The 14,746-nt window shown below is 56.9% G+C and carries 15 protein-coding genes; 7 read left to right on the plus strand and 8 right to left on the minus strand.

From position 1 onward, the window contains the following. Window positions 1-80: 80 nt before the first annotated feature. Window positions 81-536 (minus strand): hypothetical protein, encoded by a 456-nt coding sequence (locus tag ABIB60_RS13355; protein ID WP_354580524.1) that lies wholly within the window; start codon window positions 534-536, stop codon window positions 81-83. A gap of 199 nt (window positions 537-735) precedes the next feature. Then, window positions 736-1,452: a hypothetical protein gene (locus ABIB60_RS13360; RefSeq protein WP_354580525.1), complete on the minus strand. Its 717-nt coding sequence runs from the start codon at window positions 1,450-1,452 to the stop codon at window positions 736-738. A 263-nt stretch (window positions 1,453-1,715) separates the two neighbouring features. Here ABIB60_RS13360 and uvrA point away from each other — a divergent pair, with 263 nt between their 5' ends. Continuing rightward, window positions 1,716-4,850, plus strand: coding sequence for an excinuclease ABC subunit UvrA (gene uvrA / locus ABIB60_RS13365; RefSeq protein ID WP_354580527.1), 3,135 nt, complete (start codon window positions 1,716-1,718; stop codon window positions 4,848-4,850). Window positions 4,851-5,169: 319 nt separating this feature from the next. Beyond that, window positions 5,170-6,342, plus strand: coding sequence for a Fic family protein (locus tag ABIB60_RS13370; RefSeq protein WP_354580529.1), 1,173 nt, complete (start codon window positions 5,170-5,172; stop codon window positions 6,340-6,342). Here ABIB60_RS13370 and ABIB60_RS13375 read toward each other — a convergent pair. Beyond that, window positions 6,339-6,485, minus strand: coding sequence for a hypothetical protein (locus tag ABIB60_RS13375; RefSeq protein WP_354580530.1), 147 nt, complete (start codon window positions 6,483-6,485; stop codon window positions 6,339-6,341). The two genes, ABIB60_RS13370 and ABIB60_RS13375, sit on opposite strands and share 4 nt — an antisense overlap. A gap of 95 nt (window positions 6,486-6,580) precedes the next feature. Here ABIB60_RS13375 and ABIB60_RS13380 point away from each other — a divergent pair, with 95 nt between their 5' ends. Continuing rightward, the gene (locus ABIB60_RS13380; protein ID WP_354580532.1) at window positions 6,581-6,808 is read left to right on the plus strand and encodes a hypothetical protein; all 228 of its coding nucleotides are present in this window, start codon (window positions 6,581-6,583) and stop codon (window positions 6,806-6,808) included. Between the two features lie 124 nt (window positions 6,809-6,932). Here ABIB60_RS13380 and ABIB60_RS13385 read toward each other — a convergent pair whose 3' ends face one another. Genes ABIB60_RS13385 through ABIB60_RS13395 form a run of 3 tightly spaced genes read right to left on the minus strand, consistent with a single transcriptional unit; the run spans window position 6,933 to window position 8,458 of the window. Beyond that, a complete protein-coding gene (locus tag ABIB60_RS13385) occupies window positions 6,933-7,556 on the minus strand; it encodes a DUF4142 domain-containing protein (protein WP_354580534.1) in 624 nt (207 codons plus the stop codon). 46 nt (window positions 7,557-7,602) lie between these two features. Further along, the gene (locus ABIB60_RS13390; protein WP_354580536.1) at window positions 7,603-7,842 is read right to left on the minus strand and encodes a hypothetical protein; all 240 of its coding nucleotides are present in this window, start codon (window positions 7,840-7,842) and stop codon (window positions 7,603-7,605) included. 40 nt (window positions 7,843-7,882) lie between these two features. Continuing rightward, window positions 7,883-8,458, minus strand: a complete 576-nt coding sequence (locus ABIB60_RS13395; protein ID WP_354580538.1) for a DUF4142 domain-containing protein — start codon at window positions 8,456-8,458, stop codon at window positions 7,883-7,885. Window positions 8,459-8,655: 197 nt separating this feature from the next. Between ABIB60_RS13395 and ABIB60_RS13400 the strand changes: the two genes are divergently transcribed. Next, entirely contained in the window at window positions 8,656-9,513 is an 858-nt protein-coding gene (locus ABIB60_RS13400) for a hypothetical protein (protein ID WP_354580540.1), read from the plus strand. A 169-nt stretch (window positions 9,514-9,682) separates the two neighbouring features. Further along, the gene (locus ABIB60_RS13405; protein WP_354580541.1) at window positions 9,683-10,099 is read left to right on the plus strand and encodes a hypothetical protein; all 417 of its coding nucleotides are present in this window, start codon (window positions 9,683-9,685) and stop codon (window positions 10,097-10,099) included. A 95-nt stretch (window positions 10,100-10,194) separates the two neighbouring features. Here the strand turns inward: ABIB60_RS13405 and ABIB60_RS13410 are convergent, their stop codons facing one another. Continuing rightward, window positions 10,195-10,899, minus strand: coding sequence for a 2-C-methyl-D-erythritol 4-phosphate cytidylyltransferase (locus ABIB60_RS13410; RefSeq protein WP_354580543.1), 705 nt, complete (start codon window positions 10,897-10,899; stop codon window positions 10,195-10,197). A 132-nt stretch (window positions 10,900-11,031) separates the two neighbouring features. Beyond that, window positions 11,032-12,081 (minus strand): tRNA preQ1(34) S-adenosylmethionine ribosyltransferase-isomerase QueA, encoded by a 1,050-nt coding sequence (gene queA / locus ABIB60_RS13415; protein ID WP_315998198.1) that lies wholly within the window; start codon window positions 12,079-12,081, stop codon window positions 11,032-11,034. A 142-nt stretch (window positions 12,082-12,223) separates the two neighbouring features. Between queA and ABIB60_RS13420 the strand changes: the two genes are divergently transcribed. Together ABIB60_RS13420 and ABIB60_RS13425 are read left to right on the plus strand one after the other, a co-directional pair. Further along, window positions 12,224-13,486 carry an ABC transporter permease gene (locus tag ABIB60_RS13420; RefSeq protein ID WP_354580545.1) on the plus strand — a complete coding sequence of 421 codons (1,263 nt, stop codon included), beginning with the start codon at window positions 12,224-12,226 and terminating at the stop codon, window positions 13,484-13,486. A gap of 252 nt (window positions 13,487-13,738) precedes the next feature. Beyond that, window positions 13,739-14,602, plus strand: coding sequence for an LOG family protein (locus ABIB60_RS13425; RefSeq protein ID WP_354580661.1), 864 nt, complete (start codon window positions 13,739-13,741; stop codon window positions 14,600-14,602). Window positions 14,603-14,746 lie beyond the last annotated feature (144 nt).

Below are 14,746 nucleotides of genomic sequence, written 5' to 3' on the forward strand. Positions count from 1 at the left end.
CGCGTTGCTCTCCCCAATCCCAAGCAAAAGCGCCCGTCCAAGTTGGACGGGCGCTTTTGCTTAGTTAGAAGGAACTTTGGCTAGTGCTTGCCTTTGCCGTGGCCTTTTCCATTGCCATTGCCGCCGTAGCCAAGTTTCTTGGCCTGGCCGGGCGGTAAGCCTTTGCCGCTCTCTAAGCGCTTCACTTGGCCGGGGGGCAAGCTGGCTGGGTATAGCTGCCGGTGCCGGCCAATCAGAGTCCAGGGTTGAGTGCCCCGGTAATCAAGCACCACGGGGTGGAAGTTGGCGGGGTTGTAGCCGCTGAGGTTACGCACCCGCGTCCAGCGGCCATCACGCTGCACAATGTACTGCTGGTCGCGTAGGTCGTAATAGCCGCCATATTCGGGCACGTAGTAATACTGCGTACCGGCCGGAGCGGCGGGCCCCCAAGAAGGTGGGTTTACGTTGATGGTAACCTGAGCCTGAACCGATTGGGTCGCCCCCATCAGTGACAGCGTCAGCAGGCCAGACAGGGCTACTTTGGGCAGAAGATTCATACAGCTAGAGTGTAGAGTGAGAGGGTGGGAGAGATGATGCAGTTTGCAAGAACGGGGCCAGTTCAGCCACGCCGTTGAGTTACTGCTAACAACTAGGCCCTTAACGCAATGGCTGTGGTTTGGTTAAATGCCCCAGCGGGGTCGAAAAAAACGCCTTCAACCAAGAGCTGAAAGCGTTTTAATAATCTACTACAGAAGGCTAAAGTACGCGGCCGCGTCGGCCGCCGCCGTAGCCACCTGGGGCCTGGGGCGGAGTGCCGGGACCGGGCTGCTCGTTGCGAGGCGCGTAGCCGCCCCGGTCGTCGCGCCCACCCTGGGTATTGTCGTTGCGCTCGTACCGGTTATCGTTCCGGTCGTTTCTATCGTCCCGGTTGTCCCGGTCGTAACGGTCATTGCGCTCCTCACGGCCATTATACTCGTTGCGGTTGTCACGGTAGCCGTTTTGGGCGTAGCCACCCTGGCCATAGGGGCGGTTGCCGTAGTAGCCGGGGCCGTAGCCGCCGCGCGGAGCTCCCACGTATCCGCGGCCCGGCCAGTTGGAGCCGTAGTAGCGGCCCGGCCGCACGCCCCACCGGTCACAATACTGGCGGTGGTCACGGAGGTAGCCCCAGGGCTGCCGGCCCACGTACTGAATAGCTACCGGGTGGAAGAAGCGCGGGTCATAAGCGGCGTACACCCGGGGCAATACCGGTGAGCTTACCCAAGCTCCGTAGGCCGGATCAAAAAACAGATACGACTGGCTGTACAGGTCATAGTAGCCATCAATTTCCGGAATGTAGTAGTACTGTACGTTCGGGGGTACGGCCGGGCCCCAGTATGGCGCGTTGATATTTACCCGTACCTGAGCCTGGGCACTGCCGCCGTACAGCAGCAGCCCGAGGGCCAGCGCAAATCCCGATTTCAGGAGAGTTTTCATGGTCGCAAAAAGCAAAAGGAGCGTTCCAGCACCTATAGGCAAAAGCCGCACCATAATTTAGCCAAAGCCCTTGGGATACATAAAGAACTTCTGTCCCGACCGGGACATTTCCGCCGCCGATGGTGTTATGGATCATCTACCCCAGGCGCATCAAAAAGCGCTTGAGTGGAAGAGGCACTAAAATGACTGGCAATTAAACTAGTAAGGGTAGCCTGCCGGGCCCGTTTTACGTACTTTTGCAGACTTATCCGCTCCGCTGCCGCATGGCCAAAAAAACAACTGCTCCTTCTACCACTGCCAAGCCCGCGGCCCCCAAAGCGGCCCGCCCTTCCAAGGCACCCAAAGCGGCAACCCCGGTAGCCCCCGCCGAGGCTCCGGCTGCCGCAACTCCCCGCAAGGCTCCGAAAACAACGAAAGCCCCCAAACCAACGGCCGCAGCCGTGGCCGACGGTACCGACCATCACAGTACCGCTGCCGTGCAGGCCGTACCCCGCCAGGAGCAGATAAACGAGGCCGTGCTGGAAAACCAAGCCCGCATCCAGGGCCAGCTACTCGGCCCCGCCGACTTGGAAGCGCCTTATATTGAAGTGTACGGAGCCCGGGAGCACAACCTCAAAAACGTCTCGGTGCAGATTCCGCGCGGGCGGCTGGTGGTGTTTACGGGCATTTCGGGCTCGGGCAAGTCGTCGTTGGCATTTGACACCATCTATGCCGAGGGCCAGCGCCGCTACATGGAGACGTTTTCGGCCTACGCCCGCAGCTTTATGGGCGGGCTGGAGCGGCCCGACGTGGATAAGATTGAGGGTTTGTCGCCGGTTATCAGCATCGAGCAGAAAACTACTTCGCGCAACCCCCGCTCCACCGTAGGCACCATCACCGAAATCTACGACTTCCTGCGCCTGCTCTACGCCCGTACCGCTGAGGCGTTCAGCTATGCCACGGGCCAGAAGATGATTCGGCAGAGCGACGACCAGATCATCAACTACATCCTGAAAGAGTACGACGGCCGCAAGCTGGTGGTGCTGGCCCCGGTGGTAAAAGGCCGCAAAGGCCACTACCGCGAGCTGTTCCAGCAGATTGCCAAGCTGGGCTTCACCAAAGTGCGGGTAGATGGGGAGCTGCTTGACATCACGCCCAAGATGCAGGTGGACCGCTACAAAATCCACGACATTGAAATCGTCATCGACCGACTGGTGGTGAAGGAGGAAGATCGGTTCCGCCTCTCCGGTTCGGTGCAGAATGCCCTTACCCAGGGTAAAGGCACCATGCTGGTGCTCGATGCCGACAAGAAGAAGGACAACACCCAGTTCTTCTCCCGCTTCCTGATGGACCCGGCCACCGGCATTGCCTACGACGACCCGGCCCCCAACACGTTTAGCTTCAACTCGCCCTACGGCGCCTGTCCCACCTGCAACGGCCTGGGCGAGGTGCAGGAAATCACCGAGGAAACGGTGATGCCCGATAAGAAGCTCAGTATCAGTCGGGGCGGCATTGCGCCCCTGGGCGAATACCGGGACATCTGGATTTTCCAGCAGCTCAGCCTCATCGTCAAGAAGCACAAGGCCAGCCTGAGTACACCCATCGAAAAGTTACCCGCCGACCTGATTGAGCGGCTGTTGCACGGTGTGCCCGAGGATGAGGATGCTGACCCCAAAAAGGCCAACTACGTGGAGCCGTTCGAGGGCATCATCCCGTTTCTGCGCCGGCAGATGGAGTCGGAGTCCGATAACATCCGGGAATGGATTCAGCAGTATACCCAGGCTCAGGAGTGCCCCGAATGCCACGGCTACCGCCTCAAAAAGGAGTCGTTGCACTTCAAGATTGCGGGTAAGCACATCGGTGAGTTGTCGGTGCTGGATTTGAACGAGCTGGCCGCGTGGTTTGAAGGCTTGGAAGACCGCCTCTCGGAGCGGCAGAACCTGATTGCGCGGGAGTTGCTGAAGGAAATACGTAAGCGCATCGGCTTCCTGCTGGAAGTGGGGCTCGACTACCTCAACCTGCACCGCTCCGTGCGTACCCTCTCGGGCGGGGAGTCGCAGCGCATTCGCCTGGCCACCCAAATTGGTACCCAGCTGGTAGGGGTGCTTTACATCATGGACGAGCCCAGCATTGGTCTGCACCAGCGCGACAACGAGCGGCTTATCAAGGCCCTGCAGCACCTGCGCGACCTGGGCAACTCGGTAATTGTGGTGGAGCACGACAAGGACATGATTCTGCACGCCGACCACGTGCTGGACATTGGCCCCGGCGCGGGTATCCACGGTGGCCAAATTGTGGCGTCCGGTACACCTTCCGAAATTTTCACCAGCGGCTCCCTGACCTCCCAGTACCTCAGTGGGCAGAAGCATATTGAGCTGCGCAAGAAGAAGCGGGCCGGCGAAGGCAACGAGCTGGTGCTGCGGGGTGCGAAAGGCCACAACCTCAAAAACGTGACGGCCAAGTTCCCGCTGGGCAAGCTCATTGCCGTTACGGGCGTGTCGGGCTCGGGCAAATCCTCGCTCATTCACGATACGCTCTACCCCATCCTCAACCAGCACTTCTTCAACGCCAAGCGCGAGCCGCTGGCCTACGAGAAGATTGAGGGTCTGGAGTTTATCGACAAGGTGATTGAGGTGGACCAGTCGCCGATTGGGCGCACGCCGCGCTCTAATCCGGCCACCTACACCGGCGTGTTCACCGAAATTCGCCAGCTGTTTTCGTCGTTGCCCGAGGCCAAAATCCGCGGGTACGGGCCGGGGCGTTTCTCCTTCAATGTAAAGGGGGGCCGCTGCGAAACCTGCGAGGGCGCCGGCATGCGCACCATCGAAATGAACTTCCTGCCCGACGTACACGTGCCCTGCGAAACCTGCAAAGGCCGCCGCTACAACCGAGAAACGCTGGAAGTGCGCTTCAAAGGCAAGAGCATCACCGACGTACTGGACATGACGGTGGAGAAGGCCGTGGAGTTCTTCGAGTTTCAGCCCCGCATCCTGCGCAAAATTCAGACGCTGAACGAAGTAGGTCTGGGCTACCTTACCCTGGGCCAGCAGGCCACCACGCTATCCGGCGGCGAAGCCCAGCGCGTGAAGCTGGCCACCGAGCTCAGCAAAAAGGACACCGGCAAGACGTTCTACATCCTCGACGAGCCTACTACCGGCCTGCACTTCGAGGATATCAACCACTTGTCGGTAGTCCTGCACAAGCTCGCCGACAAGGGCAACACCGTCCTCATCATTGAGCACAATCTGGACCTCATCAAGGTAGCCGACCACCTCATCGACATCGGGCCCGAAGGTGGGGGAGGGGGCGGTACCATTGTGGCCCAGGGCACACCCGAGCAGGTAGCCAAAGCCGGCAAGGGCCACACCAGCCGCTTCCTAGCCGAAGAGTTGAAAGTGAGCAAGTATACCGAAGCGTAGCGCAGGACAATGCATTTGAGATACGAGTGGCAACCAAAACTTACCAATTTACAAGACAATTGGTAAGTTTTGGTTGCCACTCGTATATTTACTAAAGGTTACCAATTGTTAGCAAAATTGGTAATTCCTGGCAGATATGAATATCGAAAGTCCCCCCATTGCGTCCTTTTCAGATTTCGGATCTGAAGAAATGATTCGCCACTTCTCTAGTCACGAGGTCAATGAAGTAATTCGAAAGGCGAACTACGAATATTTGTACTGGTCCGAATTAAAGCGGCAAAGGTTACCGGCCGGTTTCAGTCCCGTACCAGTATGGTTGTTGACGAAAAGCAGCCGACAAGGCAATCTGCGTGAACTCAACGTGCCGGGGGTACCGGGCTGCCGGTTTCGCTACCAAGTCACCGAGCCCACGCTGGAAAAACTGCACCGCTTCGATTTGTACATGGGCGGCATAATGCAGACGGACAGTCTGATACCGGCCGAAGACCGCACCCGCTACTTGGTAGGTTCTATTATGGAAGAAGCCATTGCCTCCAGCCAGCTGGAAGGTGCGGCCACCACGCGCGAGGTAGCCAAGGATATGCTGCGCAAGAAGCGTAATCCGCGTAATGCCTCAGAGCGCATGATTTTCAACAATTACCAGACGATTCAATACATTCTGGAGCAAAAGCAGCAGGCTCTTACGCCGGAAATGCTGTGCCAGATTCAGGCCCGCATGACGCAGGGTACCCTGGAAAATACTGACCATGAAGGGCGGTTTCGCCTAAACAACGAGGTGCGGGTAGAGGACTATACGACTGGTGAAGTGGTGCATATTCCGCCGTCGCACCAGCACCTGCCCGAGTTGCTGCGCTGGTACTGTGCGCTGGCTAACGACGAAATTCCCGACCAGAACGGTACACCGGGCTCCTTTATTCATCCCATCGTACGCGCTTCCATCCTACACTTCCTTATTGGCTACATCCACCCGTTTGCCGATGGCAACGGCCGCACTGCCCGGGCCGTGTTCTATTGGTATCTCCTGCGCAAAGGCTACTGGCAACTGGAGTATATGTCGATTTCGCGCATCATTCATAAATCGGCGGCGCAGTACGCACGGGCTTATCTGTATACCGAATCCGATGGCAACGACCTGACTTATTTTATTAACTATCAAGTAAAAACGCTTGATCTTGCCTTCACCAGCCTGCAGCAGTACATAGAGCGTAAGGTGGCGGAGAAAAAGCAACTACGTAGCTTCCGACAATTCGACCAACTCAATCAGCGGCAGGTGGCCATTTTACAGGAGTTGATGACTGACCCCGACGCCATCTGGACCATCCGGGAAGTGCAACACCGCTTCGGCGTGGTATACGATACGGCACGCACTGACCTGATGCACCTTGAAAATCTGGGCCTATTAGATAAACGTCGCGAAGGCAAAGTGAAAATTCTTTACCTGCGCGCTGAGGATTTTGAAGAAGCTGTGGTCCGGTTGAAAGGTGGACGCTAGCTGCTGACCATATCATCGGCGGCGGTACCATTGTGGCCCAGGGCACACCCGAGCAGGTAGCCAAAGCCGGCAAGGGCCACACCAGCCGCTTCCTGGCCGAGGAACTTAGGGTAAGCAAGTATGCGGAAGTAAGCTAACCGCACCTTCGCCCCAAAAAGTAAATGCCGGGTTTTCAGTCAACTCTTGACTGGAAGCCCGGCATTTTTTACATTATGGCTCCAACCCGCACTCCCACCGTATGAAAGTTCTTGTTTTCCCGGCCTTGCTGGCCATTGCCATCTACGTTTCACCGCCCAAGCCCTTTGCGGCTCAAACCGGCAAAGAGGTAACTGCCCACTCAGTGGCGCCACCCGAAACGCTTAACTCCGCAGCTCCGTCGGCGGAAAACCTGCCTGCAACGCCTCAGTCTGCCAGCAAGAAAGGCCTACTACTGCCTTCAGCAGAAAACTATACCGCGCGTCGGTAGCTTCAATAATAGAGCTCCTACATCATAGAAAAGCCCGCCAGGTGATGTGCCTGACGGGCTTTTCTATGATGTAAAGGCCGGGCTGCAGCTGATTTGTAGTCAATGCATCAGCTGGGAGGCCTCCTTACATGTTGCTATGCTGCTTGAACATGGTTAGGTGGGACTGTACCACGGGTAGCGTTTTGCTGATGAAGCCTAGAAGGTCGGCATCCTGAGTCATCTTCTGGTGGGCCATCATGGTGTTAGCTGTTTTTTGATGGTCCAGCGTCATCTGCTCCAGATACTTTTTCTCCAGGTCCTGACCCGACAAGCCGCGCATCTGCTCGGCAATAGCCTTATGCTCCGCATCCATGTCCGTTGGCAGGGTTACCCCTTTCTTCTGGGCAATGGGCTTCAACTCGGCCGTCGATTTGGTGTGGTCGGTAATCATCTGGTTGGCGTGGGTTTTGGCCATGCCCGTTACGCCTTTTTCCAGCGCCAGCTTACTGAGTTGAATTTCATTTTGGTCGCTGTGCGCGGCCGACTGCATAAACTCTGGGTCGGTAGAATGAGGAGCGGTGGGGCCGTTGGCATCCGTCATAGCCGAGTCGCCGGCTTGCATAGCAGCCATGGCGCCGGCCGAATCGGTGGTGGCACCGTCAGCAGTGGCTCCGTCAGTGGTAGTTGTGGCAGTATCGGTGGTGGTAGAGCCACAGGCGCCCAGGCCGAGCAGACCAATACAGGCAGCAGAAAAAAACAGTCGTTCCATAGTAGTCAGAAGAGAGTTTCAGGTGGAGCAGTGCAAGGTTGGTATGCTACTTTGCCATGCCCGATGAATCGGCTGCCATAGCAGAGTCGGCATTGGCTGTAACGGTTGGGCCAGCGTTGTTGTCGATTACGACGGCATCGGCCTGTACGCCGCCATCTTCGGCAGCCTTATCCATGTCGCTCACGGCTTCGCCGGCGGTGCCATCGGTGCGCTTTTCGGCATTATTGCAGCTAGCCAGCATCAGGCCGGCACTCAAAGTCAGGAGGGAAAGAAAGCGGAATTTCATGTGTCGGTGAAGAAAGGAAATGAAAGAATAGAGGGAAAAATCAGAGTTTCAGTTTATCGTGTAGGGCATCGGCGGCCCGATCAAGGTCTTGCAGCACGGTTACATGCTGGGCCGCAATGGTGCGTAAGTCAGCATCATAGGCATCGTCCTTCATATTGTCGGCTGCGTCCTCGTCCGTATCAAGCACTGCGCTGAGCACTTCCTGGTATTTCTGGTCGAAGGCGGCTCCGTTGAGGGCGGTTAGCTCCCCGGCTTGGGTACCCTGGGCTTCGCTGAGGCCGGTGGGCAGGGTAATGGATTTCTGCTGAGCCAGCGCCTTGAGTCCGCCCAGTAGGGTGGTAGTTTGGGCGGTTACATTTTGCGCGGTGTAGCGGGTGTCCGGCGAAGCGGCTTTGCGTGCGGCTAGTTGGCTTATTTCCAGGAGCAGCATCTTTCGGCTGGCGGCATCCACCACGTACTCCGCATCCCGGATCTGCCGCTTGGTTATGGCTTCTTCCCCAATGCGCTTTTCGTTTTGGAATTTGGCCTCGAAAACAGGGTCTTTGTTGCTTTCAGGGCTCGAGCAGGCCGCCAGGCATACTAGCAGTAAGCCGCATACACGACCGGAAATAAGCATACACACAGTGGGTTACGAAATGAGGTAGTGTATGAAACTATACGCGACTTAGATGGTGAGGTTGGGCTGAACATTTGTAAAAAAAGTTCCCGAGGTCATTAAACTCCGCAGTAGTTTCTTTCTCCAACCCAGCAAAAGAGCTTTTGTAGTACTGTCCCATTTCACCTGGTCTTCACGCCTTACTTTTCTCTCATCCCATGAAACGTCCCATATTCCGCTCCTTCGGTTTGTCCGTGCTGGCCGCCGGCGCACTGCTGCTGGCCTCCTGCAACAAATCCGCCGACCCCCAAGCCGCCATTGACGCCGCCGCATCGGCGGAGGATCAGAGCTTAGCGGAAGATGAAAGTGCTACGGCCGCCGATATGATAGAGGCCGGCTCACCCACAGATGCTGCCCTCAACGGCAGCGCCGCCGCTGAGCCCGCCGACCTGGCCCGCCTAGCCGGACCTTGCCTCACCCGCACCTACGAGGCGGCTACCCGCACCCTTACGCTGGATTTTGGCCCCGTCAACTGCATCGGCCCCAACGGGGTAGCGCGGCGCGGCAAAATTGTGGCCGTGTTCAGCGGCCCCTACCGACAGGCGGGCTCTACGGTCACCATCTCACTGGTTAACTACTACCGCAACGACAATCAGCACACCGGCACGCGCATCATCACCAACCAAGGGCAAAGCTCTTGGAGCCTAGACGTGCAGAATGCCAGCATTACCACCACGGCCGGTACGCACTCCTGGACCTCACAGCGGCTGTATACCCGCACGGCCGGCGCCGCTACCCGCACCATCACCGATGACGAATACCGGGTTACGGGCCAGACTTCGGGTACTAACCGCCGGGGCGTGAGCTATACGGCTACCGTGCAACAGCCGCTCATCAAGAAATTTCAGGCTGGTTGTGCCCGCACGTTTGTGGCCGGAACGGTAAACATTCTTACCTCCAAAGAGAAAGAACTGGTCCTCAACTACGACCCCACCGGTACGCAGGCCTGCGACAATATTGCCACCGTTACGGTGGGCGGGGTAACGCGTACCATCCGGGTAGGCGGCCGCCTGTAAGCGGGCTTGGCCCAAGGGAACTGCTTTGGGTGGAGTAAAAAGCTTTTCGTGAGAAGACTCTGAGGATAATTAGGCCGGCGGTATGTCACAAACGCGCTGGGTTAGTCCTTGGTTGGTAGGCCGATTTGTTGGCTATTTGGCCCATCCTTCCACCTTACCCAATCCACTCATGAAAAGCTTTTCTCTCGTGCAAACCGTGCTGGCGGCCGGTTCTCTGCTTCTGGCCAGCTGCTCCCTGACTCCTGAAAGCGTAGCACCCGTATCGGCGAAACAAGCAGCCAACAACGTAGCTCCCTATTGCCCCGATGGTGACTGCCCGAGCGGTGGCGGTGGCGGCGGTGGCGGATACACCCCAACGTGCGTGGCGCCCACCACCACCATTCGGGCCCGTATTGTGCGGGAGGCCCGGCTCTATGCCTATGGCCGGAACTGGGAGCCAACCAACGTGATAGTTGGCACGCAGGGTTGTGATGGAGTATATCCGTTCAGCCTGGAGTTCCGAACGCAGGACGGGACAGAAAGCTGGGTAGGTGGCCGCTACAATGTAGTAACCGGCGAAATTGACGTAGACTACATCAACCTGTAGCAACTGATTCACCCCCGCATACGACAACCGCCCCGGACACCTGGCGTTCGGGGCGGTTGTCGTATTCGGCTACCTAGCCGCCAGCTTGAACGGTATCAATGCCGTAGCAGAGCTTCAGCCAGCAGCAAATCTTCCGGGGTGGTGATTTTGATATTGCGGTAGTCGCCTTCCACCAGATGAATCGGGTGCAAGTCCTCTACCACGCTGGCATCATCGGTAAACGTAGTGAGTTCCGGTAGTTGGTAGGCCCGGCGCAGTAGTTCCAGGCCAAAGCACTGCGGCGTTTGTACCAGCCGTAAGCGGCTGCGGTTCAGAGCGTAGGAGCCTTGCTGGTTTAGGCCCCGCACCGAATCTTTGGGAACTACGGCGGCTACCGCCGCGCCGTGGTTGTAAGCAGCCTGGTAAGTAGCCTCTATTACGGCAATAGGTGTGAGTGGCCGTACTCCATCGTGCACCGCTACCACTCCCTTCTCTGCGTCAGTGAGGGAAGCCAACCCGTTGCGCACGGAGGCCCAGCGGGTGGCGCCGCCTGCCACTACCCGGTGGGGTATCGTAACGGCATGCTGCTCACACAGAGCTTGCCAGGCAGCAAACTGCTCAGTGGGCAACACAAGCACTATTTTCGAAACCTGCAGGGAAGGCTCCGCAAACCGCCGCAGCGTGTGCAGTAGTACCGGCTCCCCGGCCAGCTCCAAAAACTGCTTGGGTCGGTCGGCCCCCATGCGGGTGCCACTGCCGCCCGCTACAAGTATGGCAACGCGCAAAGCGGCGGCTGTGGGTACGGAAACAGATGCTGCCACGGGCAAGATAGAAAATGAAGATCTGCGCGTGGCTCCTGACCACCCGCCAACTCAAGCGTTAAAAACGCAAAAATAAAAGTCCGGCCGTGTAACTACGGCCGGACTTTCAATAAAAACAGCTCTTTGGCTTGCTTACAGCACCAGCATGGCGTCGCCGTAGCTGAAGAACTTATATTTTTCCTTGATGGCCGTCTGGTACGCTTCAATCAGCAGCTCATGCCCGGCAAAGGCCGAAGCCATCATCATCAGCGTGCTTTCCGGGGTGTGGAAGTTGGTGAGCAGGCAGTTGGCAATTTTGAAATCGTATGGAGGGAAGATGAACTTGTCTGTCCAGCCTACTGTGGGCTTCAGCCGCGAGTTGGCCGATACCGACGACTCCATGGCCCGCATAGAGGTAGTACCGATGGCACACACGCGTTTCTTAGCGTCCAACGCGTGGTTGACTACCGTGGCCGACTCCGCCGGCACGATGAAGTTCTCCGAGTCCATCTTGTGCTTGGTCAGATCCTCCACGTCCACGGTGCGGAAGGTACCCAGGCCCACGTGCAGCGTTACCGGCACTACTTCCACTCCTTTGATTTCCAGGCGCTTCATTACCTCGCGGGTGAAGTGCAGGCCCGCCGAAGGGGCCGCTACCGCGCCGGTATTCTTGGCGTAAATCGTCTGGTACCGCTCCTTGTCGGCGGCTTCAGTTTCGCGGGTAATGAACTCCTTAGGAATGGGCGTTTCCCCCAAATCATGCAGAGCTTTGTAGAACTCCTCGTCCGGGCCATCAAACAGGAACTTGATGGTGCGGCCGCGGGAAGTGGTGTTGTCAATTACCTCGGCTACCATATCCGACTCGCCGAAGTACAGCTTGTTGCCCACCCGAATTTTACGGGCGGGGTCCACCAGTACGTCCCAGAGGTGAATTTCCTTGTTCAACTCGCGCAGCAGGAACACCTCAATCTGGGCGCCGGTTTTCTCCTTGTTGCCATACAAGCGGGCCGGAAACACCTTCGTATCATTCACCACGAACACGTCACCGTCGGTGAAGTACTCCAGAATATCCTTAAAGGTGCGGTGCTCTATTTTGCCACTGTCGCGGTGCAACACCATCAGGCGCGACTCGTCGCGGTTTTTGGCGGGGTGCTGTGCCAGCAGGTTTTCAGGCAGGTCAAATTTGAACTCAGAAAGCTTCATGGGCCAGACAGGGCAATAGGTGGGGAACCTAATAGAAAAAATTGAGCCGCGAAAGTACGCACAATCCTCGGAAGAATCGTTACTTTTCGCCTGAAATCTGCTTATTGCCCTTTCCACGCCCCTTGCTGAACCTTCGCTCCGCATGAAAGCATTGCGTCTTACCCTGGAAAGTTTCCGCTTTGCGTGGCAAGCTCTCAAGTCCAATCTGCTGCGTACCATCTTGTCGCTGCTCGGCGTTACGGTGGGTATATTCGCCATCATTGCCGTGTTTACCGTGGTGGATTCGCTGGAAAAAAACATCCGCGACAGCATGAGCTTTGTGGGCGACAAGGTGATTTACGTGCAGAAATGGCCCTGGGCATTCGGTGGAGATTACCCTTGGTGGAAATACTTTAACCGCCCCGTGCCTACCGTCCGCGAGTTCCGGGAAATACAACGCACGCTGAATCCGGAAAGCCATAATGGCATTGCCATTTTCGCGGCCACGGGCGGCAACATTCTCAAGTCGGGCTCTAACTCAGTGAGCGACTGCGCTATTCAGGGCATTAGCTTCGACTACCGGCGCGTGTCTGATGTGCCGGTAGTGGAGGGGCGCTATTTTACCCAGCAGGAAATGAATGCGGCGCGTAACGTGGCCGTGGTGGGCTACTCCATTGCCCAGGGGCTGTACCCCAACGGCTCGGCCTTGGGCCAGGAGTTCAAGGCGAAAGGCCAGCGCTTCACCATTATTGGCGTGATGCAGAAGGAAGGCAAAAAGCTGCTGGATACGCCCAGCAACGACACCAACTGCTACATTCCCTTTGCTGCCTTCACCAAAATATTTCAGATGAGCAGTAATGGGATGGGGGGCGCCCAGGCTACCATTGCCGTGAAAGGCCGCGACGATGACCCCGGGCTGCTGAACCTGGAAGCCGAAATTCAAGGCAACATGCGCGTTATTCGGGGGCTGAAGCCCCGCCAGGAAGACTCATTCGCGCTGAATCGGCCCGAGCTACTGGCTAACGCCATTACGCAGCTGTTTTCCGTGATTGGTATTGCGGGTTGGGTGATTGGGGGGTTTGCCATGCTGGTGGGCGGTTTCGGCATTGCCAACATTATGTTTGTGTCGGTAAAGGAGCGCACCAATATTATCGGCATCCAGAAGTCGTTGGGGGCCAAAAACTACTTTGTTCTGTTTCAGTTTCTGTTCGAAGCGGTGTTTCTGTGCCTGTTGGGCGGCGGGGCTGGCATCCTGCTGGTGTTCCTGATTACGCTACTACCGCAGGACGCGCTGCCGCTGTTTTTGTCGGTGGGTAATATCTCCCTCGGGCTAACAGTATCCGTGGTGATTGGGGTGCTGGCGGGCATCATTCCGGCAGTATTGGCCTCTAACCTCGATCCGGTTATTGCCATTCGAGCACAGTAGGGAACCGCAAGCGGCCAACCATAAGCAGTAAGTCGTGGCTTGTTTACCGGCTCTCAGTTCATAGCGGAAGTATAGCGTAATGTTAACAAATTGTTAACTTGCCGGTCGCTACCTTGGGTCGCCCTCTTCTTCCGTGGGGGCGGCTTTCTTTTTGCCTTTTTTCATTGTTTACCCGGTGCGGAGAAATTCCCACAGTAACTGCGTGCGCCCATGCGTACGCATCCTCTGCACCCTATTCCTCTTGTAGCTCCTATGGCGAAGCTCAAAAAAACCAGCCGCACGAAAGTGGCGGATGAAGTACTGAATGCCGGCAGTGGCCAGACCATTGTTCAGCCCAACGTTAACGATAATAAGGTTAAGACCATCAGCGACATCCGCGAGCAGACGCACGGGGAGCGTACTGTGCAGGTAGATGACGAGCAGCGCATCCGCCGGGCCTTCGTGGACAAAGACTGGAATGAAATCAAGATTGCCGACTCTTGGCAGATCTTTAAGGTGATGGCCGAGTTTGTGGAGGGCTTCGAGAAGATGTCCAAGATTGGGCCCTGCGTGTCCATCTTCGGCTCGGCCCGTACCAAGCCCGAAAACCCCTACTACAAAATGGCCGAGGAAATTGCGGCCAAGCTGGTGCGCCACGGCTACGGCGTTATCACGGGCGGCGGCCCTGGCATTATGGAGGCAGGCAACAAGGGCGCCCACTCGGAGGGCGGCAAGTCGGTGGGCCTCAACATTGAGTTGCCGTTTGAGCAGTTCAACAACATCTACATCGACCCCGACAAAATCATCAACTTCGACTACTTCTTCGTGCGGAAGGTGATGTTTGTGAAGTACGCGCAGGGCTTTATTGGCATGCCCGGCGGCTTTGGCACCCTGGATGAGCTGTTTGAGGCTATTACCCTGATTCAGACCAAGAAAATTGGCCGTTTCCCCATCGTGCTGGTGGGTACCCGCTACTGGCAGGGTATGTTCGACTGGATTCAGCAGGTAATGCTGGAGGACGAGCACAACATCTCGCCCGAGGATATGAACTTGGTGCAGCTGGTAGATGATGCGGAGTCGGCTGTAAAAATCATTGATGATTTCTACAGCAAGTACCTCCTGTCGCCGAACTTCTAAGACCACTGATTCCGCGGATTTTTCGACGGATTCCGCGGATTTTGTAGCTAGGTCGGCCTGAAAAGGTAGAGGAACTGCGCAATTCGTTTGAACCTACTTGACCTCATGGGTTTAGCCACGAAAAAAGGCTGCTTCTGCGGAGGT

The sequence above is a fragment of the Hymenobacter sp. UYP22 genome (assembly GCF_040547285.1).
Classification (GTDB): Bacteria; Bacteroidota; Bacteroidia; order Cytophagales; family Hymenobacteraceae; genus Hymenobacter.

Excerpts from the sequence above, each read along its gene's own strand:
- ABIB60_RS13425 (WP_354580661.1), top strand. The coding sequence starts at position 13,739 with ATGGCGAAGCTCAAAAAAACCAGCCGCACGAAAGTGGCGGATGAAGTA.
- ABIB60_RS13360 (WP_354580525.1), bottom strand. The coding sequence starts at position 1,452 with ATGAAAACTCTCCTGAAATCGGGATTTGCGCTGGCCCTCGGGCTGCTG.
- ABIB60_RS13405 (WP_354580541.1), top strand. The coding sequence starts at position 9,683 with ATGAAAAGCTTTTCTCTCGTGCAAACCGTGCTGGCGGCCGGTTCTCTG.
- ABIB60_RS13385 (WP_354580534.1), bottom strand. The coding sequence starts at position 7,556 with ATGGAACGACTGTTTTTTTCTGCTGCCTGTATTGGTCTGCTCGGCCTG.
- ABIB60_RS13355 (WP_354580524.1), bottom strand. The coding sequence starts at position 536 with ATGAATCTTCTGCCCAAAGTAGCCCTGTCTGGCCTGCTGACGCTGTCA.
- ABIB60_RS13380 (WP_354580532.1), top strand. The coding sequence starts at position 6,581 with ATGAAAGTTCTTGTTTTCCCGGCCTTGCTGGCCATTGCCATCTACGTT.
- queA (WP_315998198.1), bottom strand. The coding sequence starts at position 12,081 with ATGAAGCTTTCTGAGTTCAAATTTGACCTGCCTGAAAACCTGCTGGCA.
- ABIB60_RS13395 (WP_354580538.1), bottom strand. The coding sequence starts at position 8,458 with ATGCTTATTTCCGGTCGTGTATGCGGCTTACTGCTAGTATGCCTGGCG.
- ABIB60_RS13420 (WP_354580545.1), top strand. The coding sequence starts at position 12,224 with ATGAAAGCATTGCGTCTTACCCTGGAAAGTTTCCGCTTTGCGTGGCAA.
- uvrA (WP_354580527.1), top strand. The coding sequence starts at position 1,716 with ATGGCCAAAAAAACAACTGCTCCTTCTACCACTGCCAAGCCCGCGGCC.
- ABIB60_RS13400 (WP_354580540.1), top strand. The coding sequence starts at position 8,656 with ATGAAACGTCCCATATTCCGCTCCTTCGGTTTGTCCGTGCTGGCCGCC.
- ABIB60_RS13390 (WP_354580536.1), bottom strand. The coding sequence starts at position 7,842 with ATGAAATTCCGCTTTCTTTCCCTCCTGACTTTGAGTGCCGGCCTGATG.